At 71.8% G+C, this 25,071-nt stretch carries 19 protein-coding genes; 7 read left to right on the forward strand and 12 right to left on the reverse strand.

Going from position 1 to position 25,071, the window contains the following annotated elements; genetic code table 11:
• Window positions 1-2 precede the first annotated feature (2 nt).
• On the reverse strand, window positions 3-458 hold the full coding sequence (locus ABZS58_RS40190; protein ID WP_354788937.1) for a hypothetical protein: 456 nt from the start codon (window positions 456-458) through the stop codon (window positions 3-5).
• Between the two features lie 78 nt (window positions 459-536).
• Between ABZS58_RS40190 and ABZS58_RS40195 the strand changes: the two genes are divergently transcribed.
• From ABZS58_RS40195 to ABZS58_RS40210, 4 genes are read left to right on the forward strand one after another with little or no spacing between them, the layout of a single operon-like run.
• Window positions 537-1,541 (forward strand): SMI1/KNR4 family protein, encoded by a 1,005-nt coding sequence (locus ABZS58_RS40195; protein WP_354788939.1) that lies wholly within the window; start codon window positions 537-539, stop codon window positions 1,539-1,541.
• A complete protein-coding gene (locus ABZS58_RS40200) occupies window positions 1,538-2,467 on the forward strand; it encodes an SseB family protein (RefSeq protein ID WP_354788940.1) in 930 nt (309 codons plus the stop codon). The genes ABZS58_RS40195 and ABZS58_RS40200 overlap by 4 nt, the downstream gene beginning before the upstream one ends.
• 36 nt (window positions 2,468-2,503) lie before the next feature.
• Window positions 2,504-6,466, forward strand: coding sequence for a type VII secretion protein EccCa (gene eccCa, locus ABZS58_RS40205; protein ID WP_354788942.1), 3,963 nt, complete (start codon window positions 2,504-2,506; stop codon window positions 6,464-6,466).
• A gap of 5 nt (window positions 6,467-6,471) precedes the next feature.
• Window positions 6,472-7,704 (forward strand): S8 family serine peptidase, encoded by a 1,233-nt coding sequence (locus tag ABZS58_RS40210; protein ID WP_354788944.1) that lies wholly within the window; start codon window positions 6,472-6,474, stop codon window positions 7,702-7,704.
• A gap of 253 nt (window positions 7,705-7,957) precedes the next feature.
• Here ABZS58_RS40210 and eccB read toward each other — a convergent pair whose 3' ends face one another.
• The 4 genes from eccB to ABZS58_RS40230 all read right to left on the reverse strand — a co-directional run bounded on the left by eccB (window position 7,958) and on the right by ABZS58_RS40230 (window position 13,205).
• On the reverse strand, window positions 7,958-9,451 hold the full coding sequence (gene eccB, locus ABZS58_RS40215; RefSeq protein WP_354788946.1) for a type VII secretion protein EccB: 1,494 nt from the start codon (window positions 9,449-9,451) through the stop codon (window positions 7,958-7,960).
• A 1-nt stretch (window position 9,452) separates the two neighbouring features.
• Complete coding sequence (eccD, locus tag ABZS58_RS40220) at window positions 9,453-10,856, reverse strand: type VII secretion integral membrane protein EccD (protein WP_354788947.1); 1,404 nt, start codon at window positions 10,854-10,856, stop codon at window positions 9,453-9,455.
• A gap of 82 nt (window positions 10,857-10,938) precedes the next feature.
• The gene (locus ABZS58_RS40225; RefSeq protein ID WP_354788949.1) at window positions 10,939-11,952 is read right to left on the reverse strand and encodes a hypothetical protein; all 1,014 of its coding nucleotides are present in this window, start codon (window positions 11,950-11,952) and stop codon (window positions 10,939-10,941) included.
• On the reverse strand, window positions 11,949-13,205 hold the full coding sequence (locus ABZS58_RS40230) for a type VII secretion protein EccE (protein ID WP_354788951.1): 1,257 nt from the start codon (window positions 13,203-13,205) through the stop codon (window positions 11,949-11,951). The genes ABZS58_RS40225 and ABZS58_RS40230 overlap by 4 nt, the downstream gene beginning before the upstream one ends.
• A 156-nt stretch (window positions 13,206-13,361) precedes the next feature.
• Here ABZS58_RS40230 and ABZS58_RS40235 point away from each other — a divergent pair, with 156 nt between their 5' ends.
• Complete coding sequence (locus ABZS58_RS40235) at window positions 13,362-14,357, forward strand: glycosyl hydrolase (RefSeq protein WP_354788953.1); 996 nt, start codon at window positions 13,362-13,364, stop codon at window positions 14,355-14,357.
• 7 nt (window positions 14,358-14,364) lie between these two features.
• On the opposite strand, the gene ABZS58_RS40240 is transcribed toward ABZS58_RS40235, so the two are convergent.
• The 6 genes from ABZS58_RS40240 to ABZS58_RS40265 all read right to left on the reverse strand — a co-directional run bounded on the left by ABZS58_RS40240 (window position 14,365) and on the right by ABZS58_RS40265 (window position 21,621).
• Window positions 14,365-15,438 carry a glycosyl hydrolase gene (locus ABZS58_RS40240; protein ID WP_354788954.1) on the reverse strand — a complete coding sequence of 358 codons (1,074 nt, stop codon included), beginning with the start codon at window positions 15,436-15,438 and terminating at the stop codon, window positions 14,365-14,367.
• Window positions 15,431-16,750, reverse strand: a complete 1,320-nt coding sequence (locus tag ABZS58_RS40245; protein ID WP_354788955.1) for a glycosyltransferase family 2 protein — start codon at window positions 16,748-16,750, stop codon at window positions 15,431-15,433. Before ABZS58_RS40245 ends, ABZS58_RS40240 begins: the two co-directional genes overlap by 8 nt.
• 2 nt (window positions 16,751-16,752) lie before the next feature.
• Complete coding sequence (locus ABZS58_RS40250; protein ID WP_354788956.1) at window positions 16,753-18,357, reverse strand: glycosyltransferase family 39 protein; 1,605 nt, start codon at window positions 18,355-18,357, stop codon at window positions 16,753-16,755.
• A gap of 346 nt (window positions 18,358-18,703) precedes the next feature.
• Complete coding sequence (locus tag ABZS58_RS40255) at window positions 18,704-19,021, reverse strand: SGNH hydrolase domain-containing protein (protein WP_354788958.1); 318 nt, start codon at window positions 19,019-19,021, stop codon at window positions 18,704-18,706.
• Window positions 18,910-20,535, reverse strand: coding sequence for an endo-1,4-beta-xylanase (locus ABZS58_RS40260; RefSeq protein ID WP_354788960.1), 1,626 nt, complete (start codon window positions 20,533-20,535; stop codon window positions 18,910-18,912). The genes ABZS58_RS40255 and ABZS58_RS40260 overlap by 112 nt, the downstream gene beginning before the upstream one ends.
• Before the next feature lie 345 nt (window positions 20,536-20,880).
• Window positions 20,881-21,621, reverse strand: a complete 741-nt coding sequence (locus ABZS58_RS40265; RefSeq protein ID WP_354788962.1) for a hypothetical protein — start codon at window positions 21,619-21,621, stop codon at window positions 20,881-20,883.
• Window positions 21,622-22,121: 500 nt separating this feature from the next.
• Between ABZS58_RS40265 and ABZS58_RS40270 the strand changes: the two genes are divergently transcribed.
• Window positions 22,122-23,195 (forward strand): hypothetical protein, encoded by a 1,074-nt coding sequence (locus tag ABZS58_RS40270; protein ID WP_354788963.1) that lies wholly within the window; start codon window positions 22,122-22,124, stop codon window positions 23,193-23,195.
• Window positions 23,192-23,317 carry a hypothetical protein gene (locus ABZS58_RS40275; protein ID WP_354788965.1) on the forward strand — a complete coding sequence of 42 codons (126 nt, stop codon included), beginning with the start codon at window positions 23,192-23,194 and terminating at the stop codon, window positions 23,315-23,317. Before ABZS58_RS40270 ends, ABZS58_RS40275 begins: the two co-directional genes overlap by 4 nt.
• Before the next feature lie 257 nt (window positions 23,318-23,574).
• Here ABZS58_RS40275 and ABZS58_RS40280 read toward each other — a convergent pair.
• A partial coding sequence (locus ABZS58_RS40280) for an AAA family ATPase (RefSeq protein WP_354788967.1) occupies window positions 23,575-25,071 on the reverse strand: 1,497 nt, incomplete at its 5' end.

The raw sequence follows: 25,071 nt of genomic DNA on the forward strand, positions 1-25,071 counted from the left end.
GGTCAGCGGGATGCTGACGGCGCGGGCGAGCCGGCCTTCGGTGTCGTGACGGTGCCGGTGAGCTTCGCCTCGCACCGCGGACTCAGCGAGTGCTGCTGGGCGACGATCGAGCCGTCGACCGACAGGATGCACTGCAGCTGCGGGATCTGCGCGCCGATCACAGTGTCGCCGTCCGGGGCGGCGTTGCCGCCGAGGACCACGGTCGTGACGTCCGGATACACCACGTCGACCTGCTTGCTCCAGGTCGACTGCGGGGTGTCGAACGACACCGACGCGCCCCGACCGTCGGTGTAGGCACCGACGATCTTCAATCCGGGGCCGCCGGAATGGAACAGCTCGTAGGTCACCGTGTGGGTCACCTTCGCCGCCGGCGACGGGCTCCCCGCCGGTGAGTTGCAGCCGCTCAGCGCACCCGCCGCCACCAGCAGTGCGGCGACCGGCGGTGCGACCCGTAGCATGCGTGAACTCCCCGTGGTAGCCGACGACCGACCGGGGTAGCTTAACCTCGATGCCTCCTGACGGGGAAGGAGCGGTCGATGATCGCCGGTGGCCGGCACGCGTTCCAGGTGCTGCACCCGGGCTCACCCGTGCTGCGGGTGCGCTACCGGGCGGGGATCGTCGTGGACGCGCACGGATTTCCCGACTGGGTCCCGTATGCGCGGGCCGTCGTGCAGCTGCCACCGGTCCGTGACGACCTCGGCGCCCATGCCAACCGTGTCGTGGACGTGCTCGCCGCCAACCGTGTGCTCGCCGGCACCGACCCGCTCTATGCGGACGCCCCGGCCGGCGGTGGACCGGCCGGCTGGACGTGGGCGCACCTGCCGGTCGTCACACCCGGCGCGCCGCGGCGGGCCGCGCTGGTGCCGATCGAGCTGCACGGCGCGCACCGGCACCTCGGCGGCGTGAGCACCGCCCGCACCGACCGGACCCGCCGCTATCTCGGCGAGCCGGGCCGGTGGCCGGTGCCGAGCCGGGTCGAGGCGACTGTCGCCGACGACGCGCTCACGAAGGTGGAGGAGCACCTCGGCCATGCGTTGCCGGCGGACTACCGTCAGTATCTGCGCGACAGCAACGGTGGCGGCCCGCACGTCGCGGTCGTGCACGTCGGTCTTGGGTTCGTCGCCGACCAGCCGATGTTCGGCGTGGCCCGGCCTGACGCGCTGCAGGACCTGCTCTACGCCAACGCCTGGTTCGGTGACCGGTTCACCACCGACTACGTCGCGGCCGGCTACGTCCAGGGCGGGCTGATCGCGGTGAAGGTGCGTGGCGAGGCAACCGGCTCCGTGTGGTGGTTCGACGACGACGACCCGCGGGCCAAGGACGACGACACCGCCGAGGACGTGTGCGAGCGGCTACTGCACCACTGCGCCGACGACTTCAAGGTTTTCTGGCAGATGCTGTGCGAGCCGCCGGAGCCGCTGCGGGCGGCGGCCGCGGCTGCCGACGTGACACAGCTGCACCCGGACCGGATGGGCGCGGCGCTGCCGGCCGCGAAACGCCCCACCGGCCCGCAACCGGCGAGCGGAGGAGCGACCCGATGACCGACCCCGACCCTGACCAGCAGCCTCCGCAGTGGGAGCCGGCGAACGAGACCGAGCGCGCCCTCGCCAAGGCCCTCGCCGACGGCGACCAGCAGGCGTTCTTCGGCATCATCGCCTCCGCCGAGCTCTACCTGCCGCAGGTCGGCCAGGAGGAGTCCGAGGAGCAGACGTTCATCACCGCGGAGCTGTTCGGTCAGACCGTCCTGGTGGTGTACACGTCGCTGGAAGGACTGACGGCCTCGGTCGCCGGGGTCGCCGACGCGTACACGGCCACCACCTACCAGGAGCTGCTCGAGCGGTGGCCGCAGCCGGAGTGGCGGCTGGCGGTCAACCCGGGCTATCCGATCGACGCGTATCTGCCCGTGGAGGCGGTCGGGGCGGCGGCGAAGGGCGACGTCAAGCTGCCGACCGCCGCCCAGGTAATCGTCGCCGGGTTCGCCGAGGACGAGCAGGCCACGCAGATCTTCGACACCGACACGGTCCTGCGTGACGCCGCCGAGCGCAACGATCCCGGCACGTACATCGACACCCTGCTCGACTCGACCGTCGTCGTGCCGACCGCGCACGCCGTCGAGGACCCCGAGCAGCTGCTCGACCAGCAGGACTGGTGGCGTCCCGCCGGGACGGAGCAGGAGCCGGTCCTGGAGGTCTTCACGTCGGAGGAGGCGTTCTTCGCGGCGTTCCCGATGGCCCGCACCGATCCCGCGACCGGCCGGGTGCACAGCGTGACGATGCCGTTCGTGCTGCTGCTCGGCGTGTGGCCGCAGGACTCCGCCCTCGCCGTCAACCCGCGCACCGACTTCGGGATCGAGCTGCCGGCGCAGGACGTGCAGGCGCTGCTGCTGTGGGAGCCTGAGGACCCCGCCGCGGGCACGACCACCACCACGCACGAGCGCGATGAGGTGTGGGTGCACGGTGGTCTATAGGATTGGCCGCGCTGGCCAGACTGGGGAGGCAGGCACGTGACGTCCGTCATCATCAAGCGTCCGCCGCGGCGTGCCGCGCCGCCGCTGCCGACCGGGGACGTGCTGCTCGACCCGCCGCCGGAGGTGCCGAACGCGGCCGGCAAGACGTGGACCCGGATGCTGATGATCCTGCCGATGGCGGCCGGCGCCGTGGCGATGGGTCTCATGATGGGCGCCAGCGGCCGCTCGGGCCCGCTCGTCTACGTCGCCGGCGGTATGTACGGCGTCTCGATCCTCGGCATGATCGCCATGATGGCCACGCAGACCAACGGGCCGGGCAAGAAGGAGATGATCGAGGCCCGCCGGCAGTACATGCGGCGCCTCAGCCAGCTGCGCGCCCAGCTGCGCGACACGATCAAGAAGCAGCGCGAGGCCATCTACTACCGCCACCCCGACCCGTCGGTGCTGTGGTCGCTGGTCACCGGCGCCCGGCTGTGGGAACGCCGCCGTGGCGACGCCGACTTCAGCGTCGCCCGGATCGGTCTCGGCGCGCAGGAGGTCGTCACCCCGCTCATCCCGCCGCAGACCCGCCCCGTCGACGAGCTCGAGCCGCTGTGCGCGATGGCGCTGCGCAAGTTCGTCGCGACCTACACCGTCGTGCCGGACCTGCCGGTCGCGATCGCGCTGCGGGACTTCTCCCACGTCTACATCCGCGGCACCGACGAGCAGACCGTCCGTGACCTCGTCCGCGCATTGCTGGCACAGATGGTGACGTTCCACTCGCCCGACGACCTGCTGATCGGTGTCGCCGTCGCCGACGCGCAGGCACCGCAGTGGTCGTGGGTGAAGTGGCTGCCGCACGCCGCCCACCCCACCAAGGTCGACGCGGTCGGTGCGGTGCGGCTCTTCACGCCCGGCGTCACCGGCCTGGAGGCCATGCTCGACGACGTCCTGGCCAACCGGCCCCGCTTCGACCCCGCCGTCGCGCAGAACTTCGCCGGCCCGCACACCGTCGTCGTCATCGACGGCGGCTCCACCGCCGGGTCCGACCACCTCATGACCGAGGGCGGTGTCGCCGGCGTCACCATCATCGACCTGTCCAACCCGCCGCCGCGGCTGCTCGACGACACGACCGTCGTGCTGGACATCGCGGCGGACGGCGCCGTTTCCGGCACCACCATGGACGGCACCATCCAGATCGGAAAGGCCGACAGGCTGCACCCCGCGGAGGCCGAGGTGCTCGCGCGGGAGCTCGCACCGCTGCGGCTGTCGGCGGCCTCCTTCGCCGAGTCGACCTCCGTCACCGTCGACCTCGGCCTCGCCGAGCTGCTCGAGCTCGGCGACCCGGCCGAGTTCGACCTCGCACAGGCGTGGGCCAGCCGGCCCAACCGCGACCGGCTGCGCGTCCCGATCGGCATGGGCGCCGACAACCGCCCGATCGACCTTGACATCAAGGAGTCCGCGCAGGACGGCATGGGCCCGCACGGCCTGCTCGTCGGCGCCACCGGCTCCGGCAAGAGCGAGCTGCTGCGCACCCTCGTGCTCGCCCTGGCCGTCAAGCACAACCCGGAGATCCTCAACTTCGTCCTCGTCGACTTCAAGGGCGGCGCGACGTTCACCGCGCTGGACCGCCTGCCGCACACCAGCGCCGTCATCACCAACCTCGCCGACGAGCTGTCACTCGTCGACCGCATGCTCGGCGCGATCCAGGGCGAGCTCGTACGCCGCCAGGAGCTGCTGCGCAAGACGGGCAACTACGCGTCGCAGCGCGACTACGAGCGGGCACGTGCCGCCGGGGTCCCGCTCGGGCCGCTGCCGAGCCTGCTCATCATCGTCGACGAGTTCAGCGAGCTGCTGACCGCCAGGCCCGACTTCATCGACATGTTCGTGCAGATCGGGCGGGTCGGCCGGTCCCTCGGCGTGCACCTGCTCCTCGCCTCGCAGCGCCTCGAGGAGGGCCGCCTGCGCGGCCTGGAGACGCACCTGTCCTACCGGCTCGGCCTGCGGACGTTCTCCTCGATGGAGAGCCGCACCGTCCTCGGTGTCCCCGACGCCTACGAGCTGCCGCGCTCACCCGGCCACGGCTACCTGAAGGCCGGCACGGAGGGGCTGATCCGGTTCAAGGCGGCGTACGTGTCGGGGGCCTACCGGCGCGACGGAGCCCTGCCGACGGTCGGCGGGAGGGCCGTCGACGCCGTCCGCGACTTCACCACCGCCTACGTCACGCCGCCGCGTGAGACCGAGCAGGCCGATGAGGCACCGGAGCCGGAGGAGACCCACGTCGGGGAGACCCTCCTCGACGTCCTCGTGCGGCGGATGGAGGGCCAGGGCACGGCCGCGCACCAGGTGTGGCTGCCGCCGCTGGACGAGCCGCCGACCCTCGACCAGCTGCTGCTGCAGATCGTCCAGTCGCCCGAGCGCGGCCTGACCGTCGCCGACGCGTCGCTGCACGGCCGCCTGCACGGCGTTGCCGGCATCATCGACAAGCCCTACGAGCAGCTGCGCGACCCGATGTGGCTCGACCTGTCCGGCGCCGGCGGCAACGTCATGGTCGTCGGCGCCCCGGTCACCGGCAAGACCACGTTTCTGCGGACCCTCGTGAGCAGCCTCGCCCTGCTGCACACCCCGCGCGAGGTCCAGTTCTACGGCCTCGACTTCGGCGGCGGCGGCCTCAGCGCCCTCGCCGGCCTGCCGCATGTCGGCGGGATCGCCAACCGGCGCGACGTCAACACCGTGCGCCGGACCGTCGCGGAGGTCTACGGGCTGCTGCAGGCCCGCGACGGGCTGTTCGCCGAGCTCGGCATGGACGGCATCGCCGCCTACCGCCGCAGCCAGCGCACCGGCGGCCCCGCGGCGGAGGACCCGTTCGGCGACGTGTTCCTCGTCGTCGACGGCTGGGCGACCCTCCGCGGCGAGTTCGAGGACCTCGAGCCGATGGTGTCGGAGATCGCCAACCGCGGCCTCGGCTACGGCATCCACATCCTCGCCTCGACCAACCGCTGGATGGACATCCGCACCGCGACCCGCGACATGTTCACCACGAAGGTCGAGCTGCGCCTCGGCGACCCCAGCGACTCGGCGATCAACCGCCGCGCCGCCGTCAACGTCCCCGAGCAGGCACCCGGCCACGGCCTCACCGCCGACGGCTTCCACTTCCTCACCGGCCTGCCCCGCATCGACGGCCGGCAGCAGGTGGACGACCTGTCCGACGCGGTCACCGAGTTCGTCAAGCACATGCAGGCCTACTGGACCGCGGCACCCGCCCCGAAGGTGCGGCTGCTGCCCGACCAGCTGCCGTTCGAGTCGCTGCCGGCACCGGTGCGCGGCCGCATCCCGATCGGCATCGCGGAGAACGACCTGCTGCCCGTCTCCCTTGACTTCGACGCCGACCCGCACCTGCTGCTCTTCGGCGACCTCGAGTGCGGCAAGAGCGCCTTCCTGCGCGGCCTCGCCCACAGCATCACCCAGGCATACCAGCCGTCCGAGGCGCGCATCATGCTCGTCGACCTGCGCCGAAGCCTCCTCGGTGCGGTCAGCCCCGCGCACCTCCTCGGCTACGGCACCTCCCAGCAGGTCACCCTCGACCTCGTCAAGCAGGTCGTCACCGTCATGCGCGAACGGCTCCCCGGGCCGGAGGTCACCCCCGACCAGCTCCGCAACCGCAGCTGGTGGAAGGGCCCCGAGCTGTACCTGCTGGTCGACGACTACGACCTCGTCGCCGGCGCCGCGGCCAACCCCCTGGCGTCGCTGCTCGAGTTCCTGCCCCAGGCCCGTGACATCGGCCTGCACCTCATCCTGACCCGCCGGATCGGTGGCGCCGGGCGGGCGATGTTCGACCCGATCATCACCCGCATCCGCGAGCTTGCCTCACCGGGCATCATGATGTCCGGCTCCCGGGAGGAGGGTCCGCTCTTCGGCAATATGCGGCCGCAGTTCCTGCCGCCCGGGCGGGGCTATCTGTTCACGCGGCGCGAGAGCGGCCGGCTCATCCAGATGCCATGGACACCGCCCCCGCAATGACGACGATGTGGAGCGCATCCCTCATGTGGCCGCACCGGATCCTCGCCGTTGCGCTGGTCGGCGTTGTGGCGGTGGTCGTACCGTTCGCGGCCCCCGCGGCGGCGGCCGAGTGCACCGATCCCGGGCAGGACATCACCACCGTGCCGTGGGCGCAGCAGAACCTCGGCGCGAGCGGTGTCTGGGCCCTCACCCGCGGCGGCGGCGTCACCGTCGCTGTCCTCGAATCCGGGGTCGACGCCGCCCACCCGCAGCTCAGCGGCCGGGTCGCTGCGGGGGTCGACGCGGTGGCCGGCACCGGACCCGCCAACACCGACTGCGTCGGCACCGGCACACAGGTCGCCGGGGTCATCGCCGGCAAGGCGACCAACGGCATCGGCTTCACCGGTGTCGCCCCGCTCGCCCGCATCCTGCCGGTCCGCGTCGTCGCCGACCGGCAGACCGGCGGTGCCCAGGCGGCCCAGCTCGCCAAGGGCATCAACGCGGCCGTCGACGCCGGCGCCGACGTCATCGATGTGGCCGTGCCCACCTACACCGACGACCCGGCCGTCCGCGCCGCCGTGCAGAAGGCCCTCGACAAGCAGATCGTGGTCGTCGCGGCCGTCGGTGACCTCGGCGGCGCCAACCAGCAGAACCCGACCCCCTACCCGGCCGCCTACGACGGTGTCATCGGCGTCGGCGCCGTCGACGAGCGTGGCATCCGGATGGACAGCTCGCAGTTCGGCGAGTATGTCGACCTCGTCGCACCCGGCGGCAACATCCTCACGCTGCAGCGGGCCTCCGGTCTCACGGTCGTCAACGGTACGGGCGTGGCATCGGGATTCGTCAGCGCCGTCGTCGCTCTCGTGCGCGCCTTCATCCCGCGGGCGGACGTCGCGGAGGTGACCCGCAGGCTCATCGGCACCGCCGTCCCCGCCGCAGGTGGCCCCGGCAGCCAGTTCTACGGCCACGGGATCGTCAATCCGGCAGGTGCCCTCACCGACCAGGTCGTCGAGCAGCCGCCGACGGTCATCGGCCCGGTCGACGGCCCGGCGCCTGCCCGCGCCTCCAGCTGGGCCGGGAGCCGCCGCTGGGCCCTGATCGGCACGGCCGGCGCGCTCGGGTTCGCGGTCGTGATCGCCGTCCTTGCCGTCGCGTTGCCGCAGGGCCGCCGCCGGCGCTGGCGGGCGGAGCATCCGGCTCCGGCCCGGGTCCGCGACGAGCCGGAGGAGCCCGGGCCGCCGGCGATGCTCTTCGACTGACGGTCGCCTGACTGATGACGATCAGCAGGCGGGGCGCCGGCAGCACCGCAGCTGCTCGAGTTTGCATCGTCAGCGTTTCCGGGTCGGCATCTCCACGCCGCGCTGGTTGGTGACGGCAAGGTCGAGCGACTGACACCACCACCCGTCGAACGGATGACCGGTCGCGTCGACCTTGTCCTTGCCGGTGGCACTGTCGTCCAGCGCCCACCCCGTCTCACGGGACGTTGATCAAGCGGCGGCGAACGGGCAGGGGTCAGCTGGCGGACGGCTTCGGGGATGGGGAGCCGGACGGGGACGTGGACGGAGCCGGTGGTGAGGACGGTGCGGCCGGAGCGCCGGCCACCTGCGGCTGGAACACTGCCGCCGGGTCGAGGACCGGACCGGCCGGAATGCGGGTCACCAGCGAGCTCGGCACGTCGGTCGCCTTGTCCGGCGAGTAGCCGAGCATCCGCAGGACCTCCGCCGACGGCACGGAGAAGCGCACGCCCATGTCGGTGATGATCGCGTAGGCACCCGAGGTGGCAGTCGCGGACGGCAGGACGCGGACGACGGCGACCCGCCCCGCCGGGACCGAGACGCGGTCGGCGAGGGTGGTGCCGGCGGTCGAGCGGCCGATCGTGGGGACCCCGGCGTCGATGGAGGGGATGGTGCCACCGACGGTGATCTGCGGGGCGTTGCGCGGGTCGGTCGTGGTGGCGCAGACGAGGTCGCCGGGGGAGCCGGGCTGCAGGTCCAGCTTCGGCGGCTCGGACGGGGCCGTGGCGTCGTTGCCCTCGGGGGTGGTCAGGCGGGAGCTGCGCTTGGCCTTGTTGATGTCGCCGACGGAGACCTGTGCCGGGTCCTTGCCGGGGAACTGGGCGTCGATGATGTTCTTCTGCAGTGGGGTGATCGGGGCGATGCCGTCGTCGAAGACGAGGTAGTGCTGCGGGCCGGAGCCCGTCTGCACGACCAGCAGGTCGCCGATCTTGCGGCCGGTGACGATCTTGCTGTCGGTGCCGCGGTTGTTGATGGTGATGGGGCTGATCGGCACACCCGCGGGAAGGGCGTTGATCCAGGCGGTGCCGACCGGGGCCGGGGTGACGACGGCACCGAACAGGGCCGGGATGACCGTCCGCGACTCCCACAGCTGGTGCCGGTGACCGTTGACGACGAGGTAGGTCAGGCCGGCCGTGACGTCCCTGATGAGCACGCCCTGGCCGTTTCCGCTGGCACGTGCACCGGCCGTCGCCTCACCCGCCATGAGGCTGACCGTTGCCGTCTGCCCGCCGGAGCTCGACGTGCCCGCCGTGGAGCAGACGGTCCACGGCAGCCCGACGGCCTTGGCGGCCGGGGGGAGCGAGTCGGGTGCGCCGGTGATGCCGATGGTGATGCCGCGCGGCACGGATCCCAGGGACTTCTGCGACACGCGGAACAGCTGCGATGCGCCCCGCCCGGAGGCCAGCAGTGCGGAGGTGAAGTTGAGCGTCGGGTGGAGCCGGCCGTCCATGAAGATGAACGTCGCGCCGGTCTCGCGCTCGATGACGATCGATCCGTCGGCCTTCCAGGCGGTGCCGCCGACCTTCGTGAGGATGCCGTAGACGCCGAAGCCGGCACCGACGAGGACGGCGACCATGATGCCGGCGAAGACGGCGCCGATGCCGCGCCGCAGCGGCGACTGGGCCGGGTCGGTCTCGCGCATGACGAACGCGGACAGGACCCGCTGGGTCATGTACTGGTAGGACTGCAGCTGGTCCCGGCGGGTTGCCATGTCAGCTGCCGAACGAGGCGAACAGCGCCTGGATCGAGCCGTAGACGCCGATCACGCCGCAGGCGAGGGGGATCAGCGCGATGATCGCGACGACGTCGGTGATGTCGGCGATGCGGCCGATGTACGGCGTCGGTGCCCGTCTGCTGTAGATCAGCCCGGCGGCGACGATCGCACCCCCGACGAGCAGCAGCGCCGGGAGGATCACCAGGCGCCCGCCACCGGGGTCGGTGCGCAGGACGAGGCCGACCAGCAGCACCGCGACGCCGAACGCACCGCCGGCGAGCAGCGGGACCCGCTGCCGGGCGGCCGGGAAGAGCCTGGCCCGCAGCAGCAGTGCCGCGGACGCGCTGGCGGCGAGCAGGATGCTCGTGGTGCGGCCGTCGACGCCGAGCATGACGATGGTCACGGCACCGACGACGGCGGCGGCGAGCAGCATGCCGGTGAGCAGCTCGGTGGCGCGGGCGACAGCGGCGAACACCCCGGCCCGCTTCGGCACCGGCTGGTCGACGAGGATGTCCTCCGGCTTGTTCGGCAGGGCCGGCAAGGGCAGCTTGCCGAGCCAGCTCGCGATCAGCGGATAGCCGGGCAGCAGGCCGATGACGAGGGTCAGGGCGAACGCGGCGGACCCGGCCGCCGACATCCCGGCCAGCACGAGCAGCCCCGTGATGATCCCGGCGATGCCGACCTCGAGCCCGGCCATGAACAGCCACCGCACGGCGGCCGTGCCGACGTATCCGAGGACGCTGACCGCCAGCAGCGCCGCCGACCCGAGCAGCACGCTGGTCGCGCCGAGCCCGGTGACGCCGATGCCGTCGGGCACGACGGCGAGGGCGCCGGCGGCGAACGCGTAGGGCAGGGCGGCACCGGCGACGGCACCACCGGCGGGTGCGTCGCCGAGGGCGCGGGCGACGACAATCCCGGCGAGGGCCAGCACGAGCGCGATCCCGCCGGCGACGGCCGCCGGGATCGTCCACGGCGGGCCGGCCAGGGCGATCGCGAGGACGCCGAGTGTGAACGTGACGACACCGAACGTGATTCCCCCGCGGCGGGTGGCGGGGCCGCTCCACGACCTGCCGGTGCGCCGCGCGCCGTTGGCGATGACCTCGACGACGTCGTCGTAGGCGAGCTCCGGCCAGTCGGTGCGCCCCGGCACGAGGTGCAGGATCTCGCCGTCGCGGACCCCCTGGACGGTCAGGTTGCGGGCCGGCTCGACGAGCGCGCCGGTGGCCCGTCGCAGCACCCAGCCGGAGTTGTGGTCGGTGTCGCCCATGTCCTCACCCGCGTGGCGCAGCAGGTGCGGCAGGAGCTCCGCGACGATGGCGTTGTCAGGCAGTGCGACGTCGATGCGCCGTTTCGGGGTGGCGACGGTCACTCGGGCCAGCCCGATGCCGATCCGGGGCGTCACGGCGATCTCCTCACTGCGTCATGGCTGCGCGGACGGCTACGACGGCGAACAACGTAACAGAACGCCCGGAAGTGCAACGTCCTCATCGCCATGCGTCGCCCATGGTCTGACGCTCCGTCGACGTGGGGTGCAGCCACAGGTACCGGTTGGCACCGCCGCCGATGAGCGCGAGCATCTCGTTCTCCAGCATCTGCAGCCGCTGCACGCTCTGCGGGTCCAGCTGCAACGCCGTCCCGGCGACCGCGGCCTCGGTGATGTGCAACCGTTGCAGGACCACGAGATCGCACGACCGCACCGCGGGCGCGCCGGGCTCCTCGAGGCGCCGCAGGACGGTCAGCTGCGTCTGCCACGGCCCGGCCGCCGGTGGGCTCGACGGGCCGGTGGTGCCGAGGTCGTGCACGACGAGGACGGGCCGGCGGGCGGTCGCGGTGACGGTGGCCGGCTGCTCACCGTGCAGGACCGCGACCCGGTCGGCGCGGCCGACGGCCCGATCGCCGAAGCCGTGCCACGCGGCCGGGTCGACCGTCATCACGATGATCTGCGAGCCGCGCGCCAGGGCCCGGAACGCGAGCATCTGCGCCGCCCACACCCCGCCGACGAGCGTGACGCGGGTCGGTTCGGGCCGGAACAGCCGGATCGGGACCGGCTGCTGGTTGTGGTCCGCGCCGAGGACGAGCCCGGTGCCGGCCGACCTGACGCCCATCGTGTTGAGCGCGGTCAGCGACGCGGTGTGCCAGCCGATGCGCAGCCCCGGCTGCCTGCCGCCGGGAGCGGCGTCGCGTTCGTCGTCACGGTTGCCGTAGACGGTGCCGCCGGGCGGGCCGGACGGTGGCGTGGGGGCGGTGGCGACGAGCCCGGCGACCCGCAGGGTCTGCGCCGACGCCTCGGCCTCCGCCTCGGCGGCTGCATGGGCTTCGGCGGCGCGTTCGTCGTCGGGCTGGGCCTGTGTGCCGGGTGCCGTCTGCGGCCCGGCGACCCGCACGTGGGGCGCCTGCCCGCCCGCCTGCCCTGCCGGCTGCCCCTGGGCAGGTCCGGGAGCCGGTGCGGGCGCGCTGAGGACACCGCGCTGCTGAACCGGTTCGATGGGGCGGGTCATCGGGGTCCTCCGCCCGTCGGTGCGGTCGCATATGTGGCAGGACCCTGCTCGCCGTCGAGCGGGAGAAGGCGCGCGCCGTGGGTGCCGCCTTCGAGGACCCGGCAGACGGCGGCGATCGTCTCGGCGGGTGCCGCGACACGTACCAGACACCTGACGTCGACCTGGGCGTCGGTGGCGGCACCGGGGACGATGACGAACGCCACGCTGGTGAACGAGCCGGGCACGGCGGCAAGCCGGTCACCGAGGGCGCCGACGGCCCCGTCCTGGTTGATCGAGGGCCAGTCCTGCACCCAGTAGGACCGGTGGGCAAGGCCTGCGGAGTGCCACGCGTCCCACGTCTCCCGCGGCTGGGGCGGCGGCGCCGCGTCGTCGGTGCGCTGCAGGTCGCAGGAGCGCTCCAGGGCCGTCAGGACCCCGCCACGGTCGAGGATCCGCACGTTGACCCCGGCCCCGCGCAGGGTCCGCGCGACCTTGCGGAGCATCGCCGCGACGACGTCGACGGCGTTCTCGGCGCTCTCCGCGCCGGCTTCGGCGAGGGCCCGCGCGTCGAGGCGGACGGCGACCCAGGTGACCCGGTCGGCCGGGATCGGGGCGGCATCGAAGCGCTGGACCAGCTCCCGGTAGGAGTACGCGGCCGGCAGCGCCTGCTGCAGGTCGCTGCTGAGGAAGCCGAGGGTGTGCGTGACCACCTGCAGGGCGGAGCCGGGCTGGCCGGTGTCGGTGAGCGTGGTGACGAGCGACTCCAGCGGCAGGTGCCCGGACGGCCCGTCGGCCATCGCGGCCGTCGGGGTGACCTCCGCCACCGCGAACCAGCCGGCGTCGTCGCGGGCCACCCCGATCACGGAGTCGTCGGACACCGGCACGTCCTGGACGGTCAGCCGCGGCGCGAGCGTGCGCAGCAGGGCGAGCCGCGGGTCGGTGACCGGCTCGGCGGGGCGCCGCTTCGCGCGGCGGGTGAAGTGCCACGCGAGGACCCGGCGCTCCAGCCACCAGCGGCTCTTCTGCCGGCCGAGGGCGACGACGGCGATGAGCAGCCCGGCGAGCGCGACCGGCACGATGACCAGGACACCCTGGTCGAGCACGGCGAGCAGGCCGAGTATCGCCGCCTCGACGACGACGACCTGCAGCACGTGGACCGGCCCGAGGTGGCTGGGGCGCCGCCGCGGGGCAAGGGTCGCCGGGGACGGGTCGGACGCGGGTCCGACACCGACACGGGCCGAAGCCCGGACCGGCCCTTGGGAGTCGGTCGTCACCTGCCGCTACCTCCTGCCGCTGTCAACCGCAGCGCCGCCGCGGGAACTCCGGTCGATCCAATCATATGGACGTCGCCCTCGCGGTCCGGTGCTCGCTAGACTGGCGCCGCCCCGGCCCGGCGGACGGTGGCGCACCCACGGGGAAGGAATCCGATCGTGCTCACTCGGCGTCAGCTGCTGCTCACCGGTCTTGCCGCGGGCGTCGTCTCGGTGGCGGGCTGTTCGTCGGAGGACGCGAAGGCGGGCAACGGGCGCCCGCCGCGGGAGTTCGGCGTCGCATCCGACCCGTGGAAGGCCGCCGACTGGGCGAAGGCCGTCGGGGTGAAGCCGACGATGGTGATGGAGTTCGAGGCCTGGGAGCGCAACCGGGGCCTCGACACGCACTTCCAGGCGGCCCGTGACCAGAAGATGAAGTCCTACTCGGTGACGTGGGAGCCGTGGGCGAGCGTCGACGCCGCCCGGCCCGAGGAGGCCGCGGCGGTCCAGCCGAAGTTCAGCAACGCCGCGATCGCCGGCGGTCAGCTCGACGCGTACATCCGTACCTTCGCCACCTCGGTCAAGAAGTCCGGACTGACGGTGTACATGCGGTATGCGCATGAGATGAACGGCGACTGGTATCCGTGGAGCCACGACCCGGCCGCCTATGTCGCGGCGTGGAAGCACATCGTCGAGGTGTTCCGCTCCGCCGGCGCCGGCAACGCGAAGTTCGTGTTCGCCCCGTCGCCCAACCTGTACCAGGGCCCGGAGCAGGACCAGGCATGGCTTGCCAACGTGCAGAAGTACTGGCCCGGCCCGGACCACGTCGACTACGTCGGCACGACGGTGATCAACCTGGGGAGCAAGAAGGCCTACCCGGTGAAGGCGTTCGTGCCGCGGCTGGAGATGCTGCGCACCACCTTCGCCAAGGACGTCATCCTCGCCGAGGTCAACGCCGCCGCGGAGGAGCGGGTCAAGTTCTTCACCGACCTGCGCACCTGGCTCGGCACCCCCGACGTCGACTGGATCCGCGCGGTGATCCTGTCGCAGCTGCCGTCGCGCGGGCAGGCCGGCCTCGGCAACACCGTCGGTGACCTGAGCTGGCAGGTGGCCACCGACGCCGAGGCCAAGCCGATCATCAAGGCCCTCGTCGAGGACATCACCGCGAAGCGGTGAGCGGCGGTCAGTGCGGCGGGGGAGCGGCCAGCTTGACCCCGGCCAGGCCCTTGCGGACGGCCTCGGCGATCGGCGGGTGGACGCTGAAGCGCCAGTCCGACGTGCCGCCCTCGTCCTTGCTGAAGTTGAACCAGATGAAGCCGACCATGTCCTGCCGGTTGCCCATCCAGGCGAAGAAGTCCGCGATCCACCGCAGTTGGTGCGGGCCCTTCTCGACGGCCGTCTCGGTGATGATGAGTGGTTTCTGGCTGAATTTGCGCACCGCGGCGATCGTCGGCTCGAACACCGCCGAGGCCTTGCTCTCCTCGACCGCGTAGCCGACCATGCCGATCCAGTCGACGTACGCGTCGCCCGGATACAGCGGGTCGAGCTTCACGCTCGGCACCGGCCGGATGATGTTGGGGCTCCAGATCCAGATCACGTTGGTGGCACCGACCGCGGCGAAGATGCCGTGGACGTGCCGCCACATCTCGGCGTACTCGCCTGGCTTGTTGCCGGACTGCTTCTCCGACCACGGATACCAGTTGCCGTTCATCTCGTGCGCGAACCGGATCGCGACAGGCCACTTCTGGTCGCGTACGGCGGTGGCGAACCGTGTGATGTAGTCGTCGAACTTCCCGGAGATGATCTTCGACAGGGCGTAGTCGGTCTGGTTCGGCCCCGACTTCACTCCCGCCCACGGCTCCCACGAGACGACCGGCAGCGCACCCTGCTTGTAGGTCTGCGGGATCGAGTCGGCGCGGAACTCCTGGGTCCACTTCACGAAGTACTGCACGATGGTCGGGTCGGCCCCGGCGGCCTTCGCTGCCGCGCCGATCTCGGCCGAGGACCACGGCGCCTGCGGTGCGCTGATGCCGAACCGCAGCCCGGGGATCGCCAGGATCTGCTCGCGGGTCGGTGCCGGCTTCTGCGCCTGCCGCCGGTTCTCCTCCGCGGCGGCCGCGTTGCCGCGGGACTGGGTGGAGTCCGGGTCCTTCGCCGCCGGGCTGAGGATCCACGCGGCCAGCCCGACCACGACGATCGTGTTGGCGGCCATCCAGATCCGGAACGACCGCGGCGTCTCCCGCGTGTGCCTAGGCACCGAGCAGCACCGACCCGCACAACATGATCACTCCAGCGATGTAGGGCAGCACCAGCATCGGGTTGCGCCGCCGTTCCCCGGCGAACCCGCCGGCCCGCGTCCCCCAGCCCGCGTTGTGCGCCATCCGGAAGAACCCGAGGACGCGGATCGGCATCAGGATGAACGTGTTGATGAGCATGAACACCGGCAGCGCGAAGACGTCGCCGGGGCGGTGGGCGAAGTGCCGGCCGAACCGCAGCGCCAGGGAGGCGAGCGTCATCACGACCGTCAGCCCGAGGATGATCGCGACCCGCTGCCATGACTCGTCCGGCAGCATCAGGGCCCCGTACAGCTGCGACTTCAACCCGGTCGCGAGGGCGATGCCCCAGCTGACGAAGCACCCGACCAGCACGAACGGCACGAGGATGTCCGACAGGTAGAGCACCGCGAGCACGGGCGCGTTGCGCAGCATCCACGGCAGCATGCGCAGGGTGTTGTACTGGGACCCGCGCGCCCACCGGTACTGCTGCTTGGTCAGCTTCGCCAGCTTCGTCGGCGCGTCCGTGAAGACCAGCGACGTCGACTGGTAGACGGTGCGGTAACCGGCCTGCAGCGTGTAGTTGGTAAGCGTCCGGTCGTCGCTGACCTCGAGGAACACCCCGAGGAACCGCTCGGTCAGGAACCGGTCCATGCAGTCGACGAGGATCGAGCGGCGGAACGCGATCGTGCGTCCCGGCAGGCACCCGACGGTGCCCAGGACGCTCATCGCCGGCATCGAGTACTCGTTGCGCACGTTCTCCAGCCAGTCGGCCCAGCGGGTCAGCACGGTGCGGCCGGGATCGAGGATCCGCTGCCGGGTCGTGACCCCGCCGACCCGCGGGTCACGGAACGGCTTCACCAGCTCACGCAGGGTGTCGTTGGTCCAGACGGTGTCGGAGTCGACGAGGACGACGACGTCGCCGCTGGACATCCCGACGCCGACGGCGACCGCGTTGCGCTTGCCCGGCGTCTCCGTCCACACCCAGCGCACCCCGACGTCGCTGCAGATCTTCTCAAGGATCTCGTTGCGCGGCCCGTTGATCACCACGATGATCTCCGTCGGCCGCTGTTCGCGGATCCGGCTGAGCACCTCGCGGAACAGGTCTTCCGGCTCGTCGACGACCGGGATGACGACCGAGGTGCTCACGTTGTAGGCGGCCTGCACGGGGCGGTACTGCCCGGCGAGCGTGACCCGTAGCAGCCACAGCAGCCACACCCACAGCATGAACACCGCGAACGGGTAGACCGCGCCGCTCTTGACGAACGCGTTGATCTGCAGCAGGAAGGCCAGCATGGTTACGCGGCCGGCTTGAGGGTGAACAGGGCGAGCGTCGCGCCGGTCAGGTTCCAGGTCTGGGTCTGGGTGTACCGCACGCGCAGCGCACCGTCCTTGCCCGCCTCCAGGCCGGTCAGCGGCGAGTCGAAGGTGCCGACCCGCACCAGCCACACCCGGGGCGCCGCGCCGAGGCAGGCGTCGACGTCGGGGCACTCGGTGGTCCGCAGCGTTCCGTTGTCGCGGGCGACCGTCTTCGCCAGGATGTCCTTCGGGCGGTGGTCCTGGGACAGGTAGCGCTCGACGATGTCACGCCCGGACTGCCCGTCGCCGGCGGCCGGGCCGTACACGATCGCATCGCCCGGTTTGCCCTGGGTGAACAGGACGTTGGCGAGCTCGTGGGAGGCCTGTCCGTGCCCGTCCTGCTGACGGATCGCGATCTGCTCCGGCAGGCCGATGAGCGCGACGACGACGGCCGCCGTCAGCCCGCGCACGATCAGGCCGCGGCTGAGGGTGATGGCGGCGAGGCCGGCCCAGCCGGCGACGGCGACGATCGTGATCTGGTCGGCGCCATAGGTGGTGAGGCGCACGAGCGGGAACAGCAGCGCGAGCGGAATCAGGGCCCAGGCGGAGTACACGACGCCGGGCTTGCGTCCCGACAGCGCGAGCAGGCCGAGGCCGAGCACGACGCCGCCGGCGAGCACCGAGCCGAACGTGTCGTGGGCGAGGTCGGTGACCGACGGCCACGCACCGGGGTCACCGTCACGCACCGGCGCACCGAACAGCACCATCAGCACGACCGCCGGAGCGGCCCCGGCCAGCGTCGCGAGCAGCCAGCCGAGGAAGACCTCACGCTTCATGGCCACGACGACGAACCCGTGGACTCCGACCAGCAGCAGCCCGGTCGCGTGGCTGACCCCGGTCAGGACGACGGCGAGGGCATAGCCGACCAGCTGCCACGCCTTCGGCCGGTCGAGGTACTTGACCAGGGCGAGCGTGGCGAGGGCCGCCCCGAACAGGGTCAACGCCTGCGGACCCGCCTCCTGCGCGTAGCGGCTGGTGACCGGCAGCACCGCGACGAGCAGTCCGGACAGCACCCCGACCCGGGGGCCGCCGAGCCGGTTGCCGAGGATCGCGACCAGCGCGGCCGCGGCGGCCATCGCGATCGCCGAGGGCATCCGCAGCGCGAAGTCGGTCCGGCCGAAGACGCTCGCCCAGCCCTTCAGCAGCACGAAGTAGGGTGCGTCAGCGGCGCCGACCTCGTCGAGCAGGTCGAACACGACCGCCTTGGGCGCCCGGGTGAACCCCCACGCGGACAGTTCGCCGACCCGCATGCTGGCCCAGTTGAGCCGGATCAGTGCGACGGCGCCGGTGACGACCGCGGCCACGATCCAGGCGAGCGTGCCGAGGGCCCTCTCCCGGCCATACGGCGAACCCTCCAGCGGCGACACGCCCCGGGCGGCAGGCCGGTCGGCATCCCACTGATTCTGCCGGGCCTGGTTCGCCGTTTCGATCAGGACCCGCTCGGGCACGACGACGGTGCTGTCGTCGAGGTCGACGTCGCCCACGGTGCCGTCCGGCCCGGAGCGTTGCCTCGGCATGATGAACGTCTGATCGTTGTCGGTCACGGAGCTCACAATGATCTCGGGGTCAGGTCATGCCGACTGATCGGCGCCGAAGGTGGCGATCCTAGCGAACCTGCGCGTCTACGCGTGTTCCGCGGCAGATTCCATCACGGCACCATCGGCAACGCAGCCCCCGGCACCGGTGCGAGCAGCGCCGCATACGGGGTCGTCAGGTGGCTGTCGGCGCGGTCGAGCCAGCACATTACCGACGATGACGGGGCATGTCGCCGCGGTGCAGAACCACGCAGTGGGGTCGATCACAGTTGCCCGTTCGCGGCGGCGGCCTCCGCGACAAGCTTGCGCCGCTGCGGCAGGACCAACGCTGTGTCCATCGGACGCGTGCAAGCTGTCAGGCGCTCTTCGTGTGCACGACGAGCCGCCAGCGGCGCTCCTCGGCAAGGCGCCGCATCGCCGGGAACCACTGGGCGGCGTGCGAGTCGCCGAACAGCGCCACCACGGTCTTCGACGAGGGGTCACCGAACACGCACGCGGGGTCCTTGACCGAGGTGTAGTTGCGGTGGCAGCCGTCGCCGTAGATCTCAGGGACAGGCTGCGTCAGTTCGCCGGGCGATCGCCGACGACCGCCCAGAATGCGGGCTTCGGCGCCAGGCCGGCGTCGAACAGCAGCGGCGCGTTCGTCCGCGGGATCGGGTACGTGTGCAGCCACGAGTCGTTGTCGGCGAGCCCCCAGAACGTCACCGAGCTGATCTTGTCGCGGTGCTTGAGGTACACCCCGAACAGCGCCTGGTACTGCGCCGCCTGCCGGGCCAGCAGCGCCGGCTGGACGGTCGTGTAGACGGACGTGTTGTCGGTGTAGACGCTCACGTCGAGCTCGGTGACCTGTTGGTCGATGCCGAGCCTGGCGAACTTCTCGAGCGCCGCCGACACCTGTGCCGCCGTCGGGGCGGCGATGTTGACGTGGGTCTGGTCGCCGATGCAGTCGATCGGAACGCCCTCGGCCTTCAGGGTGGAGACGAGCTGGTACATCGCGTCGCGGCGGGTCGGCTGGCTCAGGTTGAAGTCGTTGACGCACAGCTTCGCGGCTGGGTCGGCGATCCGCGCGGCCTGGAACGCCCGCTTGATGAAGTCGAGGCCGGCGAGCTGATACCAGCGGCTCGCGCGCATCGTGCCGTCGTCGGCGATCACCTCGTTGACGACGTCCCAGGTCTGGATCCTGCCGCGGTACTGCCCGACGACCGCCGCGATGTGGCTCTCCATCCGCTGCAGCAGCAGGGCCTTGTTCTCCGCCGTGGGGGTCATCGGCTTGCCCGCCGGGTCGAGGAACACCCAGTCCGGGGTCTGGTTGTGCCACACGAGGGTGTGCCCGCGGACCTTCATCCCGTTGGCGGTCGCGAAGTCCACGATCGCGTCGGCCGCGGCGAACCGGTACGCCTGCGGCTGTGGCTCCGTCGCCGTCCACTTCAGCGCGTTCGTCGGGGTCACCGACCCGAACTGCCGCTTCAGCAGGTCGGCCTCCATGCCGGCGAGCTGCTGCTGCCCGACGGCCGCCCCGATCTCGAAACTCGCACCGAACGCCTCCTTCAGCGACGGCACCGTGACCTGCGGGCGGTCCGGCAGCGGCACCACCGTGAAATCGTCGACGTGGAACTCGCCGTCGCCGCTGACCGGGCTGATGTCCGCGGTGAGGACGTCGACCGCGGTCACCGGGGTGTACTTGGCCTCGAGACGCACCCAGCCGTCGGCGGTCACGTCGGCCGACGTCAGGACGGTGTCCTGGACCGCGGACGCCCAGCCCCACGACATCCCGAGCCGCAGCTTGGCCCCCGGGTCGTGCGCGGGCAGCCGCAGCCACACCGACACCCCGTAGACGGTGCCGGGGCGCAGCTTCCCGGCGAGGTCCAGCGACGCGCCGGGCCGTTTGCCGTCCTTGCCGGTGACGAGCATGCTGTGCCGCCCGCCGTGTGCCGCCGTGGTCGACGGGCGGACCTGCCCGCCACCCTGCGCCTTCCAGCCCTGGGTGCCGTCCTCGAACCCCGTGTTGACGAGCGCGTTCGCCGGGACGGCCTCGGCCTGCGGCGCGGTCAGCCGCGCGTGACCGTTCGGCACGCTGGAGAACGCGGTGAGTGCCAGCAGGACACCGACGACCGGCACCGCGACGAGCGCCCCAGCCGCGACGACGAGCGACCGTGTCCGCACGGGCGGCCACGGGGGAGTCTGCATGAGCCGGCGGTCCCTTCCAGCGTCGACGGTCGCTCGATCGTAACCGCACGGTGGTGCCCGCCCCTGCCCGCGTACCTCTTGACCGCCGTCGCTGCGGAGGCCGGGCGCCACATCAGCAACGGACATCCACGATGAACGCCCCACCGATCAGGCGCGCCATTGCAGTCCTCGCGCCGTGGCGTGTGTAGCCGCGCTCGATGTCGCGGCGGGGGTACTCGGGACTCACGCGGGGTTCGACAACGTCGGCCGGGTCGATGTGGAAGGCACACGACACCAGCCCCCGGTGGACGGCATGCGACCGGTCACCGGGGGCTTCGATCTGCCCGGGAGGTGCGCGCCTCGGGATCAGGCGGGGAGGTTGTAGGTGCCGCGGATCAGGTTCTGCGTGTTGGTCCGTTCCGTGTCGGTCAGGGCGCGCGGGTACACGAGGATCTCGACGATGTCGCCGGTGAGGAAGTACTGGGAGTAGTAGGCGCCGATCTGGGCGAGGACCCACGGTCCGGTGGTCGTGGCGTTGGCGACGTGCAGGAGGGTGCTGTTGCGGTAGAACTTCAGCTGGGAGCCGTTGTAGACCAGCCCCAGGATGTGGAACCCGACGTTGACGACGGGCGCCTGGATGACCGGCAGGTTGTTGCTGGTGCCGACGACCTGCACGTAGGACGAACCCACCCAGTTCAGCTGGTTGTTGGGGCTCATCCCGCCGGGGCCGAGGACCGGGCTCAGGCTGCTGCCCGGGTTGTTGTTCTGGCCGACGATGAAGATGGAGAACGTGGTGGCGCTGATCGGGATCGGCAGGTTCAGCGACTGGGCTCCGCTGAACCGCACCGCCGGCGCCCAGCCGAGGGCGTTGTTGACCAGGGTGGGCCGGCGGGCGTCGACGGTCATCGTGGCGTTGCGGCCGTTGCCGCTCCAGTCGTTCCACTGGTAGACCTTGCCGCCGGTGGTCTGCTGGCCGAGGTTGCCGCGCAGCCACATGTACATGCCGGCCGGGTAGCTCGGGTCGGCGGCGCGCGCCGGACCCGGCGCCGCCACGACCACGACGGCCGCGCTGCATACCGCCACGAGCATCGCGATGATTCGCTGCATACCACTCCCTTACATCGGTGATGTTAGATGTGTACGCATTGAACCGGCGGCCGCGTGCCGCTGTAAACAACGAGCGGCATCATTGCGCGCCATGCTCCAGTTGGGTCGGATCCGCCTTTGCCCGGAAGAGATCGGACAGGCGGCGGCGCCGGACCCTACTCGCCGCGGGCGGAGCCGTAGCTGCAGCCCGATGTCCGCCGGGAACTCCGCCCGTAGGACTTCGGCGGCGGCGGTGGCGCGTCGAACACCCCGTCGAGTCCGGTCGGCCCCCTGATTGGTTTACGGCCGGGCGCCCTGGCGCCCGGCCGCTTTCGTGAATTGGTTCGGTAGGGTGACCGCGTGAATTTGCGCATCGACCTTTTCAGTGGTTTTCGGGTGTCCGTGGAAGGTCGGGCCATCGACCCCGGCGGGTGGTCCCAGCGCAAGCCCGCGGCCCTGGTCAAGTTGCTTGCGCTGGCACCGGGGCACCGGTTGCGGCGGGAGTGGGTGACGGCGGCGCTGTGGCCCTGGTCGGGGAGTACGCCGGGCTGCTCGAGGCCGGCGGTGACCTGATCGAGGCGGCCCGCGCCGTGCAGCGGCTGGTGGCCGCGGACCGGCCGAACCACGCGTGGCTGATGCAGCACCGCCCCGCCGACGCGGAGCCGCACCTCGCGGCCGCGGACGGATTCGGCCCCGGCCCGGCCGAGCGGGGACGCCTGACCTGCTTGCGCGCCCAGCAGGCGTGGGAGCGTGGCGATCTCGCGGCCGCCGGTCGGCACGCCGAGGAGGCGCACGCCGTCGCGCTGGCGCACGGCGACGCGGACGACGTCGCCGCGGCGTTGGAGGCGCTGGCGTTCGTCTCACACATGCGTGGTGACTGGCGGCCCGGCCTGCAGCACCAGATCGAGCGGCTGCCCGGCTCGGCGCTCGGCCAGCGGGTGGCCCGGTTCTGCGACTTCAACCACTGCCTCAGCCAGTACCAGCTGTACGGCGACGACTCGACCCGCGACGTGGACGAGTACGCCAGGGAGACGCTTGCGCTCGCTGAACGCCTGGACGCCGTGCCGGCCCAGGCGTTCGCCTGGTGCCTGCTCGGTGAGTCGCTGCTGCTGCGCGCGCGGTGGGACGAGGCCGCCGCCTGTCTGGAGCGCAGCTGCGACCTGTACGAACCGCTCGGCAGCCGCACGGTCGCGCTGCCCTGGCTGCGCCGCGCCGAGTTGGCGGCGTGCGTCGGCGAGCACACCGAGGCGACCCTGTTCCTCAAGCGGGCGGCGGCGATCGCGACCGTGACCCCGATGGCCCGGCACGCGTGGGCGCGGCTGCACGCGACGGCCGCGTTCGCGGCTGTGGAACGTGGCGAGCCCGAGGCGGCGGTCCGCTCGGTGCGGTCGGCGAGCGCCGCGGCGGCCCGGTACGGCGAGTGCCCGACCTGCAACGCGCTGCTGAACCCGATCGGCGCGCAGGCCTATGTCCAGGTAGGAGCTCCGCAGGGGGCCGCCGAGCTGGCCGGAGCGGCTGCCCGGTTCGCCGGGTCGTTCGCCAGTTCCGCCTGGGGTGCGATGGCCGACGTGGCGGCGTCGGCCGTGTCCAGGTGACCTTCCGCCGGGGCGAGACGCCGTTCGGCACCTTCGACGACGCGTCGGACGTCTACCGGGCGGACAAGACCGAGTTCGGGTCGAGCCGGGTACGGCGGTGGTTCGGCCGCACCTGGCACTGAACCGCCGGTGGGGGAGTACACACATCGTCCGTGACGAGCGCCGGCGGCCTTTGCCCGCCGGCCCTCAACGCGGGTGTCCACCAGAAGCCGGCCGGCGTGACGACTGTGCGCCAGGACGCGAAACGCGCACACGAGCGCCTGGGTGTCGCTGAGTTCGACCCCGGTCGTTGGACCGTCGGCCCGGCGGACGCGTTCTACGAGATCTACGCCGACCACCGCCGCTTGCCCTCAGGGTCAAGGCACATTTATTGACGTAACTACGAGAATGTGTCCGCCGATCCGGCGCGTACTGGCGGCACCGGCGTGATGTCCGAGGCCCGCAGCGTCTTCAGCTCGTCCACCGACGGGTCGGTGCGGCCACGCAGCCGCCCGGCCTGCCGGGTGACCGCCTCGTCGAGCAGCTGCCGGGCGTACCGTCCGTTGCCGAACGACCGCCCGACCGGCACGGCCGCGAAATGCGTCCGCAGCGCGTCGAGGGTCTCCCACGGGCACTCGTACTCACCGGCACTGGCGAGGTTCTCGAAGATCGCGACGAGATCGTCCGGGGTGTAGTGGGCGAAGTGGATGTGCCGGGTGAACCGTGACTCCAGTCCGGCGTTCGCGGCGAGGAACGACGCCATCTCCTCGTCGTAGCCGGCGACGATGACGACGACCTCGTCACGGTGGTCCTCCATCAGCTTCACCAGGGTGTCGATCGCCTCCCGGCCGAAGTCGTTGCGGGCGTCGGGCGGGCTGAGCGCGTACGCCTCGTCGATGAACAGCACCCCGCCGCGGGCCCGGTCGAACGCCTCCCGGGTCCGGTGCGCGGTGTGCCCGACGAACTCACCGACCAGGTCGGCGCGGGCGACCTCGACGACCTGCCCGCTGCTGAGCACCCCGAGCGCCGCCAGCAGCCGGCCGTACAGCCGGGCCACGGTCGTCTTCCCAGTCCCGGGCGGCCCGGAGAACACCAGGTGCCGGGACACCGCCGGGGTCGGCAGGCCCGCCCGGACCCGGGCCCGGGCGTTGGCGAGCAGGTCGATGAGTTCGGCGACCTCACGCTTGACAGCGGTCAGCCCGATCATCCCGTTGAGCGTGGCGAGCAACGCGTCCACCTCGGAACCCGCGTTGCCGCCGCCGGTGCCGTCGCGCTCGGCGGGGTCGGCGCCGAGGTCCTGCGGCAGCAGCTGCGCCAGCTCCACCCCGTCGGAGGCGCCGCCGGCCGACAGCCGGTACGCCTGCCGGCCGATCATCTCCTCGAACAGCTTCCGGGCGACTCGCGCGTTGCCGAACGACTCCGTACGCGGCATCGCGTCGAACAACCCGGCGAGGGCGGCACGGGTGTCGTACTCCAGGACGTAGTGGTGGGTGCTGCACAGCCGGTCCACGATCGTGACCAGCTCACCGGTGGAGTAGCTGTCGAACTCGATCGTCCGCGAGAACCGCGACGCGAGCCCTGGGTTGCCGGCCATGAACTGCCGCATCTGCGGCGAGTAGCCGGCGACGATGACGACGACCTCGTCACGGTGGTCCTCCATCAGCTTCACCAGCGTGTCGACCGCCTCCCGGCCGAAGTCGTGCCCGCCGCCACCCCCTTCGATCGGGTTGAGCGTGTACGCCTCGTCGATGAACAGCACCCCGCCGAGCGCCTCCGTGAACTTCTGCGTCGTCTTCACCGCTGTCCCGCCGATGTGTTCCGCGACGAGGTCCGCCCGGGACGCCTCGACCAGCTGGCCGGAGGTGAGCACACCGAGCGCCGACAGGATCTGCCCGTA

The sequence above is a fragment of the Dactylosporangium sp. NPDC005555 genome (assembly GCF_040605635.1).
Taxonomy (GTDB): domain Bacteria; phylum Actinomycetota; class Actinomycetes; order Mycobacteriales; family Micromonosporaceae; genus Dactylosporangium.